Origin of the sequence: Arthrobacter sp. 8AJ, assembly GCF_902506025.1 — a bacterium.
GTDB lineage: Bacteria > Actinomycetota > Actinomycetes > Actinomycetales > Micrococcaceae > Arthrobacter.
This window is the reverse complement of the sequence record NZ_LR733289.1, coordinates 1,420,637-1,439,172: the sequence shown is the minus strand read 5'-3', so window position 1 is coordinate 1,439,172 and position 18,536 is coordinate 1,420,637. Positions and strand designations below refer to the sequence as shown.

15 protein-coding genes and 1 tRNA gene are annotated in these 18,536 nt (G+C 67.3%); 6 read left to right on the top strand and 10 right to left on the bottom strand.

The genetic code is table 11. The features are described 5' to 3' along the window. Nucleotides 1–26: 26 nt before the first annotated feature. Nucleotides 27–1,274 carry an MFS transporter gene (locus tag BACI349Y_RS06720; RefSeq protein ID WP_159631450.1) on the bottom strand — a complete coding sequence of 416 codons (1,248 nt, stop codon included), beginning with the start codon at nucleotides 1,272–1,274 and terminating at the stop codon, nucleotides 27–29. Between the two features lie 169 nt (nucleotides 1,275–1,443). On the opposite strand from BACI349Y_RS06720, the gene BACI349Y_RS06715 reads away from it, so the two are divergent. Together BACI349Y_RS06715 and corA are read left to right on the top strand one after the other, a co-directional pair. Next, a complete protein-coding gene (locus tag BACI349Y_RS06715; protein WP_201302400.1) occupies nucleotides 1,444–1,935 on the top strand; it encodes an Lrp/AsnC family transcriptional regulator in 492 nt (163 codons plus the stop codon). Further along, the gene (corA, locus tag BACI349Y_RS06710) at nucleotides 1,936–2,931 is read left to right on the top strand and encodes a magnesium/cobalt transporter CorA (RefSeq protein WP_159631448.1); all 996 of its coding nucleotides are present in this window, start codon (nucleotides 1,936–1,938) and stop codon (nucleotides 2,929–2,931) included. It abuts the gene before it with no gap. Here corA and BACI349Y_RS06705 read toward each other — a convergent pair. The 3 genes from BACI349Y_RS06705 to BACI349Y_RS06695 all read right to left on the bottom strand — a co-directional run bounded on the left by BACI349Y_RS06705 (nucleotide 2,909) and on the right by BACI349Y_RS06695 (nucleotide 6,536). Beyond that, nucleotides 2,909–3,682 (bottom strand): Pr6Pr family membrane protein, encoded by a 774-nt coding sequence (locus BACI349Y_RS06705; protein WP_201302399.1) that lies wholly within the window; start codon nucleotides 3,680–3,682, stop codon nucleotides 2,909–2,911. The genes corA and BACI349Y_RS06705 overlap by 23 nt on opposite strands. A 103-nt stretch (nucleotides 3,683–3,785) precedes the next feature. Next, complete coding sequence (locus BACI349Y_RS06700) at nucleotides 3,786–3,938, bottom strand: hypothetical protein (RefSeq protein WP_018760353.1); 153 nt, start codon at nucleotides 3,936–3,938, stop codon at nucleotides 3,786–3,788. 123 nt (nucleotides 3,939–4,061) lie between these two features. Further along, the gene (locus BACI349Y_RS06695; protein ID WP_159631447.1) at nucleotides 4,062–6,536 is read right to left on the bottom strand and encodes a PEP/pyruvate-binding domain-containing protein; all 2,475 of its coding nucleotides are present in this window, start codon (nucleotides 6,534–6,536) and stop codon (nucleotides 4,062–4,064) included. A 181-nt stretch (nucleotides 6,537–6,717) separates the two neighbouring features. Here BACI349Y_RS06695 and BACI349Y_RS06690 point away from each other — a divergent pair, with 181 nt between their 5' ends. Beyond that, complete coding sequence (locus tag BACI349Y_RS06690) at nucleotides 6,718–7,794, top strand: DUF2235 domain-containing protein (protein WP_159631446.1); 1,077 nt, start codon at nucleotides 6,718–6,720, stop codon at nucleotides 7,792–7,794. Nucleotides 7,795–7,836: 42 nt separating this feature from the next. Here the strand turns inward: BACI349Y_RS06690 and BACI349Y_RS06685 are convergent. The 4 genes from BACI349Y_RS06685 to galU form a co-directional block, all read right to left on the bottom strand. Then, nucleotides 7,837–7,912: transfer RNA gene (locus BACI349Y_RS06685), tRNA-Ala, on the bottom strand. A 132-nt stretch (nucleotides 7,913–8,044) separates the two neighbouring features. Further along, on the bottom strand, nucleotides 8,045–8,962 hold the full coding sequence (locus tag BACI349Y_RS06680; protein ID WP_159635318.1) for a hypothetical protein: 918 nt from the start codon (nucleotides 8,960–8,962) through the stop codon (nucleotides 8,045–8,047). A 105-nt stretch (nucleotides 8,963–9,067) separates the two neighbouring features. Further along, nucleotides 9,068–9,688, bottom strand: a complete 621-nt coding sequence (locus BACI349Y_RS06675; RefSeq protein WP_159631445.1) for a GNAT family N-acetyltransferase — start codon at nucleotides 9,686–9,688, stop codon at nucleotides 9,068–9,070. Nucleotides 9,689–9,692: 4 nt separating this feature from the next. After that, nucleotides 9,693–10,598, bottom strand: a complete 906-nt coding sequence (gene galU / locus BACI349Y_RS06670) for a UTP--glucose-1-phosphate uridylyltransferase GalU (protein WP_159631444.1) — start codon at nucleotides 10,596–10,598, stop codon at nucleotides 9,693–9,695. Nucleotides 10,599–10,700: 102 nt separating this feature from the next. Here galU and BACI349Y_RS06665 point away from each other — a divergent pair, with 102 nt between their 5' ends. The 3 genes from BACI349Y_RS06665 (at nucleotide 10,701) to BACI349Y_RS06655 (ending at nucleotide 12,531) form a co-directional block, all read left to right on the top strand. Then, on the top strand, nucleotides 10,701–11,321 hold the full coding sequence (locus tag BACI349Y_RS06665) for a 5-formyltetrahydrofolate cyclo-ligase (RefSeq protein ID WP_159631443.1): 621 nt from the start codon (nucleotides 10,701–10,703) through the stop codon (nucleotides 11,319–11,321). A gap of 111 nt (nucleotides 11,322–11,432) precedes the next feature. Next, nucleotides 11,433–11,693, top strand: coding sequence for an FmdB family zinc ribbon protein (locus BACI349Y_RS06660; RefSeq protein ID WP_159631442.1), 261 nt, complete (start codon nucleotides 11,433–11,435; stop codon nucleotides 11,691–11,693). Nucleotides 11,694–11,805: 112 nt separating this feature from the next. Continuing rightward, a complete protein-coding gene (locus BACI349Y_RS06655) occupies nucleotides 11,806–12,531 on the top strand; it encodes an RcpC/CpaB family pilus assembly protein (protein WP_159631441.1) in 726 nt (241 codons plus the stop codon). 11 nt (nucleotides 12,532–12,542) lie between these two features. Here the strand turns inward: BACI349Y_RS06655 and BACI349Y_RS06650 are convergent, their stop codons facing one another. Next, nucleotides 12,543–16,742, bottom strand: a complete 4,200-nt coding sequence (locus BACI349Y_RS06650) for a DUF4011 domain-containing protein (RefSeq protein WP_159631440.1) — start codon at nucleotides 16,740–16,742, stop codon at nucleotides 12,543–12,545. 129 nt (nucleotides 16,743–16,871) lie between these two features. Further along, the gene (gene guaA / locus BACI349Y_RS06645) at nucleotides 16,872–18,461 is read right to left on the bottom strand and encodes a glutamine-hydrolyzing GMP synthase (RefSeq protein WP_159631439.1); all 1,590 of its coding nucleotides are present in this window, start codon (nucleotides 18,459–18,461) and stop codon (nucleotides 16,872–16,874) included. Nucleotides 18,462–18,536 lie beyond the last annotated feature (75 nt).

Genomic DNA, 18,536 nt, shown 5'->3' with positions numbered 1-18,536 from the left:
AGCGAAACAGCCCCGGGGGCCACGGTTCAGGCGGCGGACTGCCGCCTCGCCGTTTGGACCAGCGTCGCGGCGGCAAGTCCAAGGGCCGCCGCACCGCACAGCAGGACGAAGCCCTGCACGGCCGCTGCCATGCCGAACGCGGCGCTGGCCCAGCCCAGGCCCAGGACCGGCACCGCGCTTCCCAGGTAGGTGATGACGTAGACGGTGCTGATGATCTGCGCGTGGCGGGCCGGTTCCACCCTGGCCGCCACATCGTTGAACACGGTACGGAATGCCAGCCCCTGCCCCACTCCGGCGGCAACGGCGGCGCCCACCAGCATCACGGGGCTGTGCCAGGTCCCGGCGGCACCCAGCAGCATGACGGAGACGCCTAGCACGGCCAGGCCGGCGGGCACGGTCAGGCGCCCGCGCACGGTCACCAACTGGCTCAGGGCCGATGCACCAAGCGGCAGCCCGGCGAGAACGCCGATCAGCGGCCGGGAGTCCGTGCCCAGGACCTGGGCGAAGTATCCCGGGGCCAGGGACAGGGAGAAGCCAAACACGGCAAAGCTGAGGAAGCCGACGCCGGATGCCAGCCAGAAAGCGCCCCTCGCCTGGCGGGACACGGAGGGCCTGCGCGGCGCAAGGGCATGCAGCGGCCGGGACACCGCGGGAACCATGATGGCCGGGCGGGCACGGATCAGGTACAGCGGCACCAGAAGCCCGGCGAGCAGCAGCGAGTGGACGGCGTACGGAGCCGTGGTGGCGCCGGGAAGCAGGGACAGCAGGCCGCCGATGACAGGCCCGGCCGCAACTCCCCCTGAAGAGGCCAGCAGGGTAAAGCGCGACGCCCATTCCGGCCGGGAGGGAAGCAGTTCACGCAGGGCAGCCGCGCTGGCCCCCGTGGCAAGCGCGACTGCGATACCCTGCAGGGCCCGGCCGGCGCACAGGGCCGCCAGCGAGTGGGCCTCGGCAAATATTCCGCCACCCGCCAGTCCGGTCAGCACGGCCACCAGGAGGGCTGCCCGCCTGCCGATATGGTCCGACCAGTGCCCGGCCAGGAGCAGGGTCCCCACCAGCGCCAGGACATAGCTGGCGAAGGCTGCTGTGACTTCCAGGCTGGACAGTCCCAGGTTGGCCTGCAGCAGCGGGTACAGCGGCGTGGCAAGGTTGGCGCCCACCAGGAGCATGAAGATGGCGGCCCCGGAAATCACCAGCCGCGCCGTGGTGGATGCATTCCACCCGCTGGGCGTAGCCGGTACCGGACGCATGCGCAGTTCGCTGAAGACCGTCATTGTGCCGCCTTAAGGATCGCCGCGGCGGGTGGTCCTTGTGGGAGCCCTTCGCGGATACAACAGTGTTGATACAAGAGTGCGGCACGGCTGCGCCATCCGTCCGTTATGAGGTGGATAATTGAGCAAAATCATCAACTTACGGATCACCGCATGATGGAGAGTGACGATCTTGAACAAGTTGGACACCACAGACCTGAAGATCCTCCTGGCCCTCATCAGGGATCCCCGGATCCAGATCGGCGAGCTCAGCGACTCCCTGGGCATCGCCCGCAACACGGCCCAGTCGCGCGTGCGCCGCCTGCTCCGCACCGGCGTACTGCGCCCTGGCGGCCGCGAAGTCGATCTCGAAGCGGTGGGCTATGACGTGGTTGCTTTCGTCACCATCGAAGTCTCCCACCGCGAGCTCGACGGCGTCGTGGCGGCGCTGCGCCTCATCCCGCAGGTCCTGGAGGTCCATGAGATCTCCGGCCGCGGGGACGTCTGGTGCCGGGTGGTTGCCACGGACACCCACAACCTCCAGTCCTCCCTTCGGCAGGTCCTGAGGATCAAGGGAGTCATCCGGACAGAGACCGTTCTGGCCCTGCACACCCATATCCCCTACCGCACCGAGCCGCTCATCAGTGGCCTTAGCAGTGCCGCCGCCCCGGCTAGGATTTCCTGAATGACCATCATCGATAACGCCGTCTACGTCAACGGCGTCCGCCACGCAGAGCCCGAAAGCCTGGAACAGACCTTTGAGACCCTGGCCCGGCACGGCGGCATGGCATGGATCGGGCTCTACCGTCCCACTGCGGAAGAAATGACCGCCGTCGCCAGTGAGTTCGGGCTGCACGCCCTCGCGGTGGAGGACGCCGTCTCGGCACACCAGCGGCCCAAGCTGGAGCGGTACGACGACAACCTCTTCACCGTCCTGCGTCCGGCCCGGTACCTGGATGTGGACGAGACCGTGGAGTTCGGCGAGCTCCACGTCTTCACCGGGAAGAACTTCGTAGTGACCGTACGGCATGCTGAAACGGCGGGCGTGGCCCGCGTGCGGCAGCGGCTGGAGGCCCGCCCCGACCTCCTCCAGCACGGGCCTGAAGCTGTTCTTTACGCCCTGCTGGACCGGGTGGTGGATGACTACGCGCCGGTGGTGGCGGGCCTGGAGAACGATATTGACGAAATTGAGGACCAGCTGTTCAGCGGCGATTCCTCGGTGTCACGCCGGATCTATGAACTGGCCCGCGAAGTCATCCAGTTCCAGCGCGCCATCCACCCCCTGCCGGAGATGCTGGACCAGCTGAAGCGGGGCTTCGAGAAGTACGGGGTGGAAACCGAACTGCGGCACAACCTGCGCGACGTGGAGGACCACGTGGAGCGGGTGATTTCCCGGGCTGACTCGTTCCGGGACCTACTGCAGAATGCCCTGACCCTGGACGGAACCCTGACCGCCAACCGGCAGAACGAGGCCAGCGCCGAGCAGAACGAACAGGTCAAGAAGATCTCATCCTGGGCAGCGATCCTGTTCGCGCCGTCATTTGTGGCCGGCATCTACGGGATGAACTTCGACAACATGCCTGAGCTCCACTGGGCCGGTGGTTATCCCTACGCCTTGGTCCTCATGGTTGCCGCCGGGGCCCTCATGTACGGAATCTTCAAAAAGAAGGGCTGGATCTAGGGGCTTCGGCGCCGCGGGCCCTGCCGGCCTTTCCGGCCTTTCCGGCCGCCAGCGCCGCCCGCGCGTTGCCCGCCGCGTGGACCAGGACCGAGACAACCAGGAACGCAACCAGGACCTGGGCCGTGGAAACAAACACCCTGGCCCACCCGCCGTCGAGCGTGGGATCCAGGAAGTCGTAGACGTACCATCCGTCGAGGCCCCCGCGGATCCAGGAGAACGCAAGGAAAGCCACGGGATAGCCCAGCCAGGCGAGGGGCCGCCACCACGCCCCGCGCAACGTCCGTGTCACCAGGAGCCAGTCGAGCGCCGTCACCAACGGGGCGAGGCGGTGGTGCACCATCTGGGGCCAATACAGATCCCAGCTCCACCACGGTTCACCCGGCGGAGCCACCAGCACCACATAGATGATGCCCGTCATCACCAGATAAAGGACCAGCGCTCCGAAAAGGTGGTCCCACCAGTGCGGCAGCCGGGCCCGCCGCCGGACACCCGAAACAATCAAAACGAGCCCCAAGGCAAGGTTTCCCTGGACGGTGAACTCCGAGTACAGCTGCGGAACATCCACGTCATTGCCCGGGAGGGTGGCGTCGAACGTCTTCTGGACCAGTGCGGCGAGCACGAAGAGTCCGACCGATATGTGAACGGACCGGATCCAGGGACGGTCAGGGTGCAGGGCGCGGTTGGCAGGGGTATCCCGGCGGACCGGTGGGACCAAGGCCAAAGGACCGGCGGCGGGCTCTGTGAGGCTCATGGAGAAAGCGTGGAGCTGCGGAGGCGGAAGGGCTAGGGCCTTTTGGCAGTAAGGAATTCAACGCCGGCCGGGCCGGCCATTGGCCAGGCCGGCGGATGTACCGTCAGGCGTTGGTTCGGCGCTTTAGCCAGCCCCAGACGCCGGTGGCGACGAAGAGGACCAGGCCGATGATGGCGAGCCAGAGCAGGCCCTTCACGACGAAGCCGACGATGGACAGGATGAGCCAGATGACCAGCAGGCCGATGATGATTCCCATGGGCCCCACTCTAGGCCCCCATAATTCAATCGGGCCGCCCATCGGTCCCGCGTTTTGCCACGTGGCATTTTGCCCACTGGACTGCCCGCAGCGTCTGCCTCCGGCCGGCAGTGTTGGCTTGGGTCAGACCGCGGTGACCCGCCCCGTGCTTCCGTCCACCATGACGGCCTGCCCGTCGGCCAGGGTGCGGGTGCCGTTCCCCGTGCCCATGACGGCCGGGATGCCGTACTCCCGGGCGACGATCGCGGCATGGGAGCCGGCGCCGCCCAAATCCACCACCACCGCAGCAGCCCGCTGGAACAGTGGGGTCCACGATGGGTTGGTGTAGGGGCAGACCAGGATTTCACCGCTCCTGAGCAACCCGAATTCCTCCGGGCTGCGGATCACCCGCACTGTCCCCGTTGCCTGGCCGCGGCTGGCAGGCATGCCGCTGGCCAGGACCCCGTGCGGCCGCCGGGAGTCCGCGAACAGGGAAACGGGGTCTAGCAGCGGGATACCTTCAAGCTCCCTGCGCTTGGCAGCCCTTGCCAGCACCAGGCGGCGGTACCGTTCCCGGTCGTCCGGTGGCAACGCCCCGCCGTCGGGCATTGCGGCCAGTTCCTCGAAGCGCAGGTGGTTGACCTCCTGAGGGTCCGCCAAAACTCCTGCGATGACCAGGCGGCGCCCCAGCTCCAGCAGCGCCCGGCGCAGGGGCGGCAGCACTTTGGTGGCATGGAAGTGGCTGTCCTCCCGGAACGCCATCCCGGTTTTGGCTGCCTGGACAGTGGCCAGGACGTGGCGGCGGAGGACGGGCACACGGAGGGCAGGATGCCGCATCAGGTCCGCGAGCGCCTCGCCGGTCTGGTCCCGGACCGGCGGGCGATCGCCCATCATCGACGTGATGAGCCCGAGCACCACCTCGGGCGCGTCCGACCACGTGGGCGCGCTGCTGAGCAGCACACTGACCGTTTCGCGGTGGCCGTACTCGGCCAGGAAACCGTCGAACGCGGACCGGAAGCCGGCGAACTCCTGTTGGTGCTCAAGGGCAGCCAGCAGTTCGCCCGGTGCGAGGCTGCTGAAGGCCTGCTTCAGGGCCGGGCTGGTCCTGACCTGGTCAGCCAGATTCCCGAGCGCCGTGTTGGCCTGGCTGGTGCGGGTCTCCGCACCGGCGATGAGTGCGGGTGCAAGCTTCAGTTTGCCCAGTGGGATGAGCAGCAGGCGTAATTCCAGTTGGGGAAGGAGTATCCCGGGAAGGTACGAGATCCTGAGTTCGGTGATCCCCCGCATGGTGGTGAAGGCCTCAGTGGCGAGCGAAACGACTCCCTGCCAGGAGAGCGGGCGCGGGTCCTGGGCCGCCAGCCTGCTGACGTTGTCCAGAAAGGCCGTAAAACTGCTGTCGAGGGTCCACCGGGAAGGGTCGTAGCGCCTGGCCCGGCGGATAAGGGCCAGCGGCGCTGCCAGCGTCCGCAGGGTGGGCCGGGGTACCGGCGGAACCAGCCGCACCACCACACCGTCCTCTTCGGGCAACAGTTTCTCCACGGGCGGGAATGACACCCCCACGCTGCCGGCTATGCCATGGAGCATGGCCAGGATGCCGCGCTGCATCCATCCGGAGACGTCCAGGGGGTAGGGGCGGACCTGGAACATCTCCAGCAAAAAGGGCGCCAGCAGGCGCTGGATCGGGTTGAGCCGCAATGGCTGCGGGGGCAGGGCCGTTATGGGCCGGGCCTGCACCAGGAATATACGGCGGCCGGCAATCGCCCATTCGATGTCCTGGGGGCGGCCGAAATGGTCCTGCACGCCCACCGCCAACCGTGCCAGCTCAGCCGCCTGGCCGCTCCCGAGTCCGCGGACGGGCTCCCCTGCCCCAACGGACCTCTGGGTGCCGCCTTCGGTCCCTGCCCGGATAACCACCTCATGCCGGCCCGGCCTGAAGGCGCGGATCCCGCCCGCCCGGTCCAGGACATACCGTTCAGGGATGACCTCGCCTGCAACCACCGCCTCACCCAGACCGGGGCTCGCATCGATGAGGATTTCGTTGCGCTCACCAGCTACCGGGTTGGCGGTGAACATGACGCCCGCCAGGTCTGCGCGCACCATTTCCTGGACGACGACGGCCATGGCGGCGCCGCCGGGGTCCACACCCTGCCTGCCGCGGTAGGCAATGGCCCGGTCCGTCCACAGCGACGCCCAGCAACCCACCACGGCCTGGACCACCGCCGTCTCGCCATGGATATTCAGGTAGGTATCCTGCTGCCCGGCGTATGTGGCCCCTGGCAGGTCTTCGGCGGTGGCGCTGGAACGGACCGCCACCGGGCTCCCGCCCATCCCCGCATATGCCGCGGCAATGTCCTTGCGGACACGGTCCGGCATCTTTGCCTCCGTGAAAAGACTGCGTACCTCCGCCGGCGCGGCGCCTGCCTTGAGCAACCGGCCCAGCTCGCCGCCCACCCCGGATTCCTCCAGCATGGCAAGGTATGCCCTGGTGGTCACTACAAATCCGGGCGGAACCGGAAAGCCGGCGCGGACCAGTTCGCCAAGGCTGGCGCCTTTCCCACCGGCCAGGGCGACGTCGCGGGCACCGAAATCCCCCAGGTTGCCGACCGTCGTCCCATTCATTCCGGGGCTCCTGACACTGTTCCGCCCGCTGCTCACTCCACGCTAAGCCCCCCGGACCGGGCACACAACAACAACCCAGCCGCCGGCGTTAGGCATGTATGGACGGGAAGCCGGCGCGGGTGTATACCGATGGAAGCCGCGACCGCGGGCGGGGTGAGGGTCGGATTCCCAGGAAGACGAAATGGCCAAGCGCATAGTAGTTTGCTGCGACGGAACGTGGGCAACCCCGGACCAGGCTGACGACGGGCAGCCGTGCCCCACCAATGTCACAAAGCTCGCCCTGGCCATCGCTGCGGCCGGCAAGGACCAGGACGGCACCGACATTGAACAGAGGGTCTTCTATCATCGCGGCGTGGGCACCGGACGCCAGGGCCGTCTCGGTGGAGGCGCGTTCGGCGCAGGGCTCTCCTACGACATCCTCGCCGCCTACCGCTTCATCATGGGCAACTTCCAGCCAGGGGATGAGCTGTTCCTGCTGGGCTTCAGCCGCGGCGCCTACACAGCCCGCAGTACCGCTGGACTGATCAGGAACGCGGGCATCCTGCGCCGGCGTTTCCGTGGAAGGCTGGGCGACGCCTTCAGCCTTTACAGGGACCGGACTGCCACCACCAACCCGCGTTCGGTCGAAGCCACGCTCTTCCGCCGGTCCTTCTCCCACGAGACCAGGATCCACTGCATCGCGGTCTGGGACACCGTGGGGGCGCTCGGCATCCCGCTCACCGGGGTACCTGTCGTTGACAGGTTCAACCGCAGGTTTGCCTTCCACGACACGGCGCTGTCCACCACCGTCGACAACGCGTTCCAGGCCTTGGCAATCGATGAAAAAAGGAAACCATTCGCTCCGACACTCTGGCAGCCGCAGGACGACGCGGGAACCCAGAGACTGGAACAGGTATGGTTCACCGGAACGCACGGGGACGTAGGCGGCGGCAACCGGAGCACCCTGCTGTCCGACGTTGCCTTGGCATGGATCGTTGAACGCACCCGGAGCGCAGGGCTTGCCTTCTGCCCCGATGCCTCCGGGGCCGCGGCAGGGGCGCCGGTTGAGCCGTCCAACCAGTACCCGCCGATCCAGGAATCCCGCGTTGGTTTTTGGAGAATGCTGCCTGCCTACGTCAGACCCATAGGATCAACCGATCCGGCGCACGAACGGGTGGCCGAGTCCGCTCTGAAGCGGCATGATGCCGATCCTACCTACCGGCCGTCCAACCTTGTCCGCTATCTGGGGGAAAGGCCCGGCACTCCATCCCTGTCCTGAGGGGCGGCCGGTCACCCGCCGGAACCGGCCGGGTGCCTGCAATGGTGGAGCTAAGGAGATTCGAACTCCTGACCTCTTCGATGCGAACGAAGCGCTCTACCAACTGAGCTATAGCCCCGGACGTATCCGCGCCCTGGCGGACTGCTGCCCGCCGGTGCGGGACCGGTGTCCCTAGGCTACAAATTTTCCCGGCTCAACGCCAATTGACGCGCGCAGTGCGCGGCGGAGGAAGGCAAGGCGTTGCCGGGCCCTATGCGCGGCGGCGCTGCAGGACGTCGTCGAGGTTGCTGAGGGCGCTTTGAGCCTTGGACAACTGCTGTGCTTCCGCCGCAGCAGCCGTCTCTGCCGCCGGCGCTGCGGAAGCGCCCTGCTTCAGTGACGGCTTGCCGACTGCCTTGGGCGCTTCGGGAAGCTCAAGCGGCTTCGGCTCGGGACGCTCCGCCTTTGGGGCTTCCACGTACACGGGCTTGGGGACTTCCACCGGCTCCCAGGGGGTGCTGGCGGGGGCGGCCGGAGCAACTGCCGGTGCGCTGGTGTCGCCGGCAGCCACGGCAACGGCGAGGGCGGCTTCGCGAAGCTCCATGGCGGTAAGCGGTTTGACCTTCGGCTCCCCCGCCTCGGCGTCGAAAAGCCGGCTTTCCGGCAGCACGGGGGCGGTTTCGGGCTTCGCAGGCAGGGCGACGGCGTCTTCCGGACGGCGCGCCGGGGCGCTCATCGCGGAGCGGAAGGCGGCGTCCACCTTCGCCTTGCGGTCACGGATGGCGAGCCAGCGCAGCAATGCCACGGATGCAACCGTCAGCAGGGTGCAGGTGAGCGGCAGAGCGGGCGAGCCGATGCCGAAGGGAAGCAGCACACCTGAGATGAATGCAGTCACCAGGGAAAGGAGTCCCACAAGGGCCAGGCCAGTGCGGCCGTAGCGGATGCGGAACGGCGCCGCAGGTGGGGTGCTTGCAGTGCCGGCGAGGGATGCGGCACTCTTCCTGGGTTCCATGGCTTTCTCCTCCTGGGCGGCGACGTTCAGGACCAGGCCGGCATGCGGATCCGGCCTTTCATCGGCGGGGGCGTCTGCCAGGAACTCGCCGGCGGGCTGGAACTGGTGCCTGCGGTTCCGGAGGACGTAAGGGGCAACCCATACAATCCAGAGCGCGACGGCAACCACAAGGATCACTGAGCTGCTAAGGGGGAAGTCCACACTCAAAACCGTATGAGCATCATGCCTGCTCAGGCCGCATTAGCTGCGGTGTGTCGTGCCCCCACTAACAAACCGTTGGATTTATGACCGGCGCGACGCCAGCCACGGACCCAGGAGGCCTTCCGGGACCTCTTCGGAGGTGAGGGCGAACGAACGGTGGTCCGCCCATTTGCCGTTGATATGCAGGAAACGGGGACGGTACCCCTCGTCCCGGAACCCCAGCTTTTCCACCACCCGCAGGCTGGGTCCGTTCTCGGGCCGGATGTTGATTTCCATCCGGTGCAGGCCAAGCGTACGGAAACAGTGGTCCGTTACCAGCGCCACGGAGGTGGGGGCTATCCCCCGTCCCGCCCGGGATTGGTCCACCCAGTACCCCAACGTTGCCATCATGGCCGAACCCCAGACGATGGAAGACACCGTCAGTTGGCCCACGATGGCCGGATTCCTCAGGCCCGGCCTCCACTCCGTGATGACGAAGGGCAGGGCGGTAGCCTGCGCAGCCTGCAGGTTGAGCGAGCGGACCATGTGCCGGTAGTCGGGAAGTCCGCCGGACGGGTCCGGGTTGGAGGCCTCCCACGGTGCCAGCCACTCACTGTTCCGTGACCGGACTTCTGTCCACTCTTTCTTATCCCGGTACCGGATGGGCCGCAGGACCAGGTCGCCGCACTCGAGGGTGGCCGGCCAGATGGGACCTGTGCGCACGGCGCTACCGGGAGAGGCCGGCGGTGAAGCCCGGCAGCCATTCCCGCAGGCCGGGCCCCAGGTCATCGCTGTCGATGGCCAGCTGGACGCAGGCCTTGAGGTAGCTGAGCTTGTCGCCGGTATCGTAACGGCGGCCCCGGAACACCACGCCATACACGCCATGTCCCTCGCCGTCACCGGAGGCGAGTTCCTGCAGGGCATCCGTCAGCTGGATTTCGCCTCCGCGGCCCGGCTCCGTGTGCTCGAGGACTTCGAACACGGCGGGGTGCAGGACATACCGCCCGATCAGCGCCAGGTTGGACGGTGCTTCCTCGGGCGAGGGCTTCTCGACGAGCCGGTTGACGCGGACATAGTCCTCGCCGTCGATGGCCTGGACGTCGGCGCAGCCGTAGGCGCTGATCTGGGAGGGTTCCACCTCAATGAGGGCGACGACGGACCCTCCGGTTTTCGCCTGCACGTCAATCATGGTGCTGAGGAGTTCGTCGCGGGCATCGATGAGGTCGTCGCCCAGCAGCACGGCGAAGGCTTCATCGCCCACATGCTGCTTCGCCCGGAGCACGGCATGGCCCAAGCCATGGGGATCGCCCTGCCGGACGTAGTGGATGTCACCCAGCTGGCTGGCGGCCTGGATGGACGCAAGCTTTTCCGTATCGCCCTTGTCCTCAAGGGTCGATTCGAGGGACGGCACCCTGTCGAAGTGGTCTTCGAGGGCCCGCTTGTTGCGGCCGGTAATCATCAGGATGTCGTTGAGGCCCACATGGACGGCTTCCTCCACCACATACTGGATGGCAGGCTTGTCCACGACGGGAAGCATTTCCTTGGGCATGGCCTTGGTGGCTGGCAGGAACCTGGTGCCCAGGCCCGCTGCGGGAATGACGGCTTTGCGGACTCTGGGTTTACTGGTGTTCACCGGACTAATCTAACGTCAGCGTCAAGTATTTCAGTAACCCCCGGCACCGAAGGCCGGCACGCGGCCTCAAGGGGCGGAACACCGGACTTCAGGGAGGACGACATGCTGCAGGAGACAAACGCCGTCAAGGACGGGATCCGGGCTACCCACCGGCAGCGGCGGGCAGGCCTGACGCCGGCGCAACTGGAAGCTGCCGGCCAGGCCCTGGCCACCCATGGGGAAGCCTGGGCTGGATCGGTGACGGAAGGCCGTCCCGGGATAGCATGCGTATACCTTGGCGTGGGTCAGGAACCACCTACCCTGCCGCTGATCAAAGCCCTGCACCGCAGCGGCCACCAGGTCCTGCTTCCGGTGTGCGAACCGGCCAGGGAGTTGAGCTGGGTGTTCTGGACTCCGGACACCGGCTTCGAGCGCAGCAGGTACGCGCCCATCCTGGAACCCACGGGGCACCGGCACGGGCCCGAAACCGCTGGCGACGCCGCTGTGCTTTTCATTCCCGCCACAGCCGTGGACCTGGCCGGCAACAGGATTGGCCAGGGCGGCGGCTACTACGACAAATTCCTGGGGCACCTCGCTACGGCCGGGAAGGAAATCCCGCTGGCCGCTCTTATCTACGACGATGAATTGCTGCCCGCCGGACGGATCCCGGCCGAGGAGTTCGACCGTCCAGTCCCGGCCGTCCTGGTCCCTTCCGGGTACCGGCCCCTGGCGGGCGGCGCCTGAACACCGTCGTTCCGTGCACAGTGATAGAATTAGCACTCAGGCCCTGCGACTGCTAATGGTTTACCAGGTGGCAGCACGGGACCTCTCGTTTGCCCAAGAGGAGGAGCACCAGTGCCAACATATGCTTACGCCTGCAAGGATTGCGGCCACGCCTTCGACATCGTCCAGTCGTTCTCGGACAGTAGCCTGACGTCCTGCCCTGAATGCGAAGGCACGCTGCGCAAGAAGTTCAACAGCGTCGGTGTCGTCTTCAAGGGCTCCGGCTTCTACCGCACGGACTCCCGCGATTCCAAGGGCAGCTCCGTTTCCGCCGCGCCTGCAGCGCCTGCTGCCGCCCCCGCCGCGCCGGCGCCCGCAGCCGCCGCGAGCTAATCCGGCACAGACTTCACGACGGCGGCCGGCGCTTTCCAGCGTCCGGCCGCTTTTGTCCACATAGGCCTTATCCCGGCTCCCTTGCGCGTGCGCCCGGAGTTAGCGTGGGCGCATGCCCCTACTTCCCCGCCGCCGTGCCGCCCTCCGGTATTCTTCGGGCCCCGCAGGCGCTGCCCGCAGCCCAAGGAACCGCCCCCTGCCCGCGCGTGTTGCCGCCTGGTTGAGCCGGAACCGCCGGCTCGCCGCTGCACTGTTGCTGTGCGCAGCTGCCGCCATCGCCGTCCAGCAGCTCACTCCTGCCCCGCTCTCCACCGCCACCGCACTGGCCGCAGCCCGGGATCTTCCTGCCGGGACCGCCGTGACGGACGCGGACGTGGTCCGAGTCCAGGTGCCCCCTGGCATGGTGGCCGACGGCTTCCTCCGGGATGACGCCGCCGCCACCGGCAAACAGCTCGCCGCACCGATGCGCAAGGGCCAGCTCCTCAGCGATGCCCAGCTGGTGGGTCCCGGGCTCCTGGCAGGTACACCGCCCGGTTCAGCCGCAGTTCCACTGCGGATGGCGGATGCCTCGTCGATTCAGCTGGTCTCCCCCGGCCAACTGGTCAACGTTGTGCTCACATCGGCCAACGGGTTCGACCAGCAAGGCCCGTCGGAGGTACTGGCGTCGGCCGTCCCCGTGCTCTGGACCTCCAACAAGGGCGGCCAGAGCGGCCAGTGGCTGGGCACCACGGAGACCGACGGTCTGATCGTGGTGGCAGCCACCGCCGAACAAGCATCACGCCTGGCCGGAGCGTCAACCCATGGCCGGCTGTTCTTCGTCCTGGTCGGCCCGCCGTAAGCTTGCGCCGGTCAGCCCCAGTGCGGCGGCTTCTGTTCCTTCAACCACGTGTCGTGGTCATCCTCCCGGTCACCCCAGCTGCGGGCGTCATCCTCTGCGGCCTTGCTCGGGAGGATCTCTTCAGTGCCGCCTGTTACTGTCCGGGGCGCCGGTGCCGTTTCGGCCGGGCCTGCAGGAACGTCCCCGCCGGTTACTGTTTCTGCCTGCCCGTCCTGGAGCTCATCCTGGCGCATGTCTTCCTCGCGGCCGTCTTCCTCAAGCCTGCCGTGTGCAGGTTTCTTTTCCTCGATCATGGATCCCGCTTCCTGGTGTCCGCTGTCACCGGTCCGGCCTGCGCCGCGATCCCCGGGCAGGTAGGAAACTCCGGCGGACGGCGCGGCGTCAATTCCATTGAGCGCCTGGTCAACGTCGTCGTCAAGGAAGCCCGCAGACTGGTGGGTCCTGCCCGGCAGCACCATCTTTTCCAGGCCCAGATAGCCGGCAATGCGGTCTGCGCAGGACGACGGGTCCGTGAACACTTCGATGGTCCACAGCGGCATGTACCGCCAGCCAAGGCGTTCCAGCAGTTGGGGACGCAGCCTGCTGCGTTCCCGCACGCTCATGGTGCGGTACTGCGCAGTGCCGTCGGACTCGATGGCCACCGGCCGCGGGATGTCGGAGTCCTCCTGGCCCATGGTATTCAGGGGGTCGGCGGCTGCCACTACATCGATTGCCCCGTCGTATTGGTGCCAGACCCTGGCGCCCCGGGCACGCAGCCGGTCACCGAGATCCGCCACCAACGGGTCCGCGCCCAGCGCCTGTTCGCTGGCGGCGGCGCGGGACGCGGGGGTGCCAAGATCCGTGTTGCCGGAAATTTCCCGGTCCAGCAGCGCGTACAGGTCCACCGCCCCGTGGGTAAGCCGGGTGTGGTCCAGGTCCTCGGGCCGGAAGCACGTAAGTACGTGCAGGGAACGCCGGGCCCGGGTCATGGCCAGGGCAAACTTCTCCCGGCCGCCTTCAGCGGACAGCGGCCCGAAGTTGTGGAGGGCACGGCCGTGCGGGGTCCGCCCGAATCCCGGCGAGAAAATGACATGGTCGCGGACCAGGCCCTGGGCACGTTCCAGGTCCACCACGCGGAAGGACTCCGGGCCGGCGCCGAAGAAGCCGGCCAGGCCCGGCTGGTTGGACAGCTGGAGCCGGATGGACTCGCCAATCCTCGCGGCGTGGCGCAGGCTGGCGGTGACTACGGCGAGGGAGGTCCGCGGACGCAGGCGGGCGTGCTCGAAGACCAGCTCCACTACGCGGTTGACCTCGGCAACTACGGACTCCACGCCTTCGTGGTCGGCACTGGGAAGGCCGGTGCCGTCCGGCAGGTATTCCACCAGCAGGGACCGGTCCAGCCCCGTGGCCGACTGGCCCTCGGGCAGCCGGCGCAGGCCGCCGTCGTAAAAGTTCTTACTGAGCTGCAGGACCAGGTCCTCGTCAACTGCGCGGTACACCACGTTGAGGCGCCACACCGGCAGCACTGCGGAGAGCGCGGTAAAAGCGCTCTCGACGCGGTGGTGGGCAGACTCGCCGGGTGCAAGCCGCTCCACCCCAACCGTGAACGTCCGGGGCGTGGCAATGCGCGGGTCGCCGAAGGCGATCACCTGCCGTGCCCGGGCAATCGACGGCAGGACGGCCTGCAGGGAGGTGGCCTCCGCGTCGAGGATCACGACGGCGTCGAAGTGCTGTTCTGCCGGGAGCAGGCCCGTCATCAGGTACGGGCTGACGGACCAGACCGGGACGAGTGTGCCGATCAGCTCAGGTGCCTGGGCGGTGAGGGAAGGCAGGGACACCCGGCCGTCCTTGAGCAGGCTGCGGAGCAGGTCTGCCTGGCGCGGCTGGGCAGCGATGGCTGTCCGCCACCGTTCCGCGAGGTCCCACCGCAGACGGGCGGCGCCGCTGGCAATGTGGGCGTTGTCGGCCAGCCGGTACTCCGCTTCCAGCTGGCGCAGGGCGTCGCCGTCGGACATCGCCAGGTAGTCGTCGCCGCTGATCATTGCCTCAAGCGCGGACTGCCACCACGCCAGCTCCAGCTCCGCGGCGACGGATCCTTCCGGAACTTCCCGTTCTGCGAGATCGGCCAGGAGTTCACCCAGGCCATGTTCACGCATGTTCTCAATGAGGAGTGTGCGTTCGGGCAGCGTCTTGAGCGTATCGGTGTCCGCCACCAGGCGGTCCAGCCGGTCCATCAGCTGCGCGTAGGGCACCGTGGCCAAAGCCCCGCCATCTTCGGTGTGCTGCAGCGCCTCGCCCAGCTGTGCCAGCTCCTGGTCCAGTGACCGGTACATGGCGTTCATTTCGGCCAGGCCGGAGGGAACAGCGGGATGGCGCTGCGTGGTGGCGTAGCCAGCCCAGAGGGCACGCTGTTCCTGGACCAGCACCAGGGACGAGTGCAGGTCCGCGATGTGGACGCCCGGGCGCACGTATTCCTTGGCCACCCTGCGCAGCCTGGAGCGCTGCATGGCGGTCAGCTCGATGCCGCGCTCCCGCCGCCACGCGGACGGCGCCGTGGCGGAAATCAGGTCTGTCACGGGCCGGTCGAAGATGTCCGGAGTGAACTTGTCCAGGCTGCCGCGGACGGCAACCAGCAGTTCCAGCTGCTCTCCCCACTCCGCGAAGGACTCGCCCAGGCGGATCTCGGCGTGCTCGGCAACGGCGTCCATGCGGTCGCGCAGGACGGGGAGGCTCTTGGCCACCGAGCGGACCAGGTCCTGGGCTTCCTCGGTTTCCTTCCGGGTCAGCAGCCGGGCGCCGTGCCAGGGGCTGGTGGTGGCCGCCTTGCTGAAGCTGCCCAGTTCCGCGGCGCGCCGCAGCCTGCCCGCCAGCTCCTCACGGTCCCGGATGCTGTCCAGGACGCTGCGCTTGAGCCGGACGGTGGTGGCCGGGGCAGGATGGATCGAGGTGAGCTCAGCGAGTGACTGCATGGCCTGGTACGGCGAGCAGCCCCACCTCTCGCGGACGTTGTGGAGCGATGCCACGTGGTCCATGAGGGCGTGCCGGTGTTCGGTCAGGGTGGCGTGCAGGTTCCCCAGCTGGGGTTCCAGGGACTTTTCATTGCGGACGATCGCCCGGACCAGCTGGCCTTTCAGCTGTTGGGCGGTGACGTTCCCGGTCAGTTGGAAGAGGATGGACTCCAGGCCCAACGACTCCAGGTGTCCGGAAACCTCGTTCAGGCTGGCGCGGCGATCGCCCACCACCAGCACGGTCTTGCCGGCATCCACCAGGGCGCCGATGGTGTTGATGGCCGTCTGGGTCTGGCCGGTCCCGGGCGGGCTGCTGACCACCAGGGAGTCCCCGGCGCGGGCAGCATCAACCACGTACTGCTGGTCCGTGTCGGCATCCAGCAGCAGCAGTTCGTCCTTGGGGTGCCTGTTGTCCAGGTGCGGGAAGCGGGACGGGTCCGGTTCCTCGACGTCCACCACTTCGCCTCCGGCGGCGGTGGCCAGCGCAGAGACGATGGGGTGGGAATCGTTGATCCAGGGGTCGTCGAGGTTGCCGGAGAGGTCCGCAAAGGTGGAGACCAGCAGGTTGTGCTGGGTTTCAGCGCCGTGGATGGGCCGGATCAGGGTGGCCAGCCGGTCCAGGACGGGCTGGGGGTCGAACCGCGCGGTGCTGTAGGCCAGGCGGGTCACGGCGTTGACGTCGAACACGATCCCGTGGATGTTCTTCAGGTGCCGCACCAGGGCGGGGTTGATCTGCGCCTGTTCGGTCAGCTGCAGTTCGAAGTCGTCCTCCCCGGGGCGCACCGTCAGGGAGATGGCGGTCAGCATGACCGGGGCTGACACGCGCTGGGGTTTGCCCCCGACGGCGGATGTCCACACCACGGTGCCCGCCGACAGGTATCCGGCGTCGATGCCGCGGTCGTTGGCGAGCTCGAAGATCTTTGACCGGATGTTGCGTGACGCCCTCGCGGCCACCACATACTGCTGGCGGTCACGGATCAGGGTGGACAGGCGTGTGCGGCGCCCAGCCATGAGCTGGGCAAGGCCCGAGGGGTGTGCCGAGGTGAGGTCGATGGAACCTTCCGGCGTCTTGGTGAAGCGGAGCATTGTGTCCGCGCCGGTGACGGGTTTGAGCCCGGACAGCCATTTACGAAGCTCTTCCGAGCCTTCCGGGTGGCCTTGACCAACTGACACTTCTGCCTTCTTTTCTGCGTTTGCACGTGACGCCCTGGACCATACCGGCATAGATTCGAGAGTAGCCGCTCCGGCGCCGGACTTGAGCGACCGCAACACTGGGGCACCGGAAATTGCGGAGGAATTCGCTGGGAAAAAGCAGTGGCCGGCCTCCGCTGACGGAGGCCGGCCACTAGGATGCTATTCCCACTCGATGGTTCCCGGCGGCTTGCTGGTGACGTCCAGCACCACCCGGTTGACGCCGTCCACCTCGTTGGTGATCCGGCTGGAGATCCGTGCCAGCAGGTCGTAGGGCAGGCGCGACCAGTCGGCAGTCATGGCGTCTTCCGAGGAGACCGGACGGAGCACGATGGGGTGGCCGTAGGTGCGGCCGTCGCCCATGACGCCGACGCTGCGGACGTCTGCGAGCAGGACTACGGGCATCTGCCATACCTCGTTGTCCAGCCCGGCCGCGGTCAGCTCGGCACGCGCGATGGCGTCCGCCTTGCGGAGCAGGTCCAGCCGCTCCTTGGTGACCTCGCCGACGATCCGGATGCCCAGGCCAGGGCCGGGGAACGGCTGGCGGCCGACGATTTCCTGGGGCAGGCCGAGCTGGGCGCCGACGGCACGGACCTCGTCCTTGAACAGGGCCCGCAGAGGCTCAACGAGCTCGAACTGCAGGTCCTCGGGGAGGCCGCCCACGTTGTGGTGGCTCTTGATGTTGGCTGCACCTTCACCGCCGCCGGATTCGACGACGTCCGGGTACAGGGTGCCCTGGACCAGGAACTTGATCTTCTCGCCGTGGGCTGCGGCCTCGGCGATGATGGCCAGTTCGGCTTCTTCGAAGGCGCGGATGAATTCCCGGCCGATGATCTTGCGCTTGGTTTCGGGATCGCTGACGCCGGCCAGGGCCGAGAGGAAGCGTTCCTGTTCGTTGGCCACGTACAGCTTCACGCCGGTTGCGGCCACGAAGTCGCGTTCAACCTGTTCCGCTTCGCCTTCACGCAGCAGTCCGTGGTCCACGAACACGCAGGTGAGCTGGTCGCCCACGGCGCGCTGGACCAGGGCTGCCGCCACGGCCGAATCGACGCCGCCGGAGAGGCCGCAGATAACGCGGGCATCCCCTACCTGCTGGCGGATGCGCTCCACCTGTTCTTCCAGGATGTTGCCCGTGGTCCAGTTGGGCTCCAGCTTTGCGCCCTTGAACAGGAAGTTCTCGAGCACCTGCTGGCCGTAGGCGGAATGCTTGACCTCAGGGTGCCACTGCACGCCGAAGAGGCCCTTTTCCTCGTTGGCGAAGGCTGCTACTTCGGCGCCTGCCGTCGTGGCGAGGACATCGAAGCCTGCAGGGGCTTCGTGCACGGAGTCGCCGTGGCTCATCCAGGTCTTCTGGTGCTGGGGCATGCCCTCAAGCACCGAGCGGCCGTCACCGAGGATGGTGGTTTCCGTGGATCCGTACTCCCGCAGGCCGGTCTTGTCCACCTTGCCGCCCAGGGCGTTGGCCATGGCCTGGAACCCGTAGCAGATCCCAAAGACGGGGACGCCGGCTTCGAAGAGGTCGGCACCCACGCTGGGGGCGCCGTCGGCATAGACGCTGGAGGGGCCACCGGAGAGGATGATGGCGGCAGGGTTCTTGGCCAGGAGCTGCTCGGTGGAGTAGGTATGCGGAACCACTTCCGAATACACATTCGCTTCCCTGACGCGGCGGGCAATCAGCTGCGCGTACTGGGCACCGTAATCAACAACCAGCACCGGCTTCTGGGAAGTCTGGGATGCAGTGGGAGTAGTCACCGTAATAGCCTACTTTGCGCCCTTGCACCGGCGCACCTTCAGAAGCCGCGCTGTGACGCAGCAGACGTCCGACGG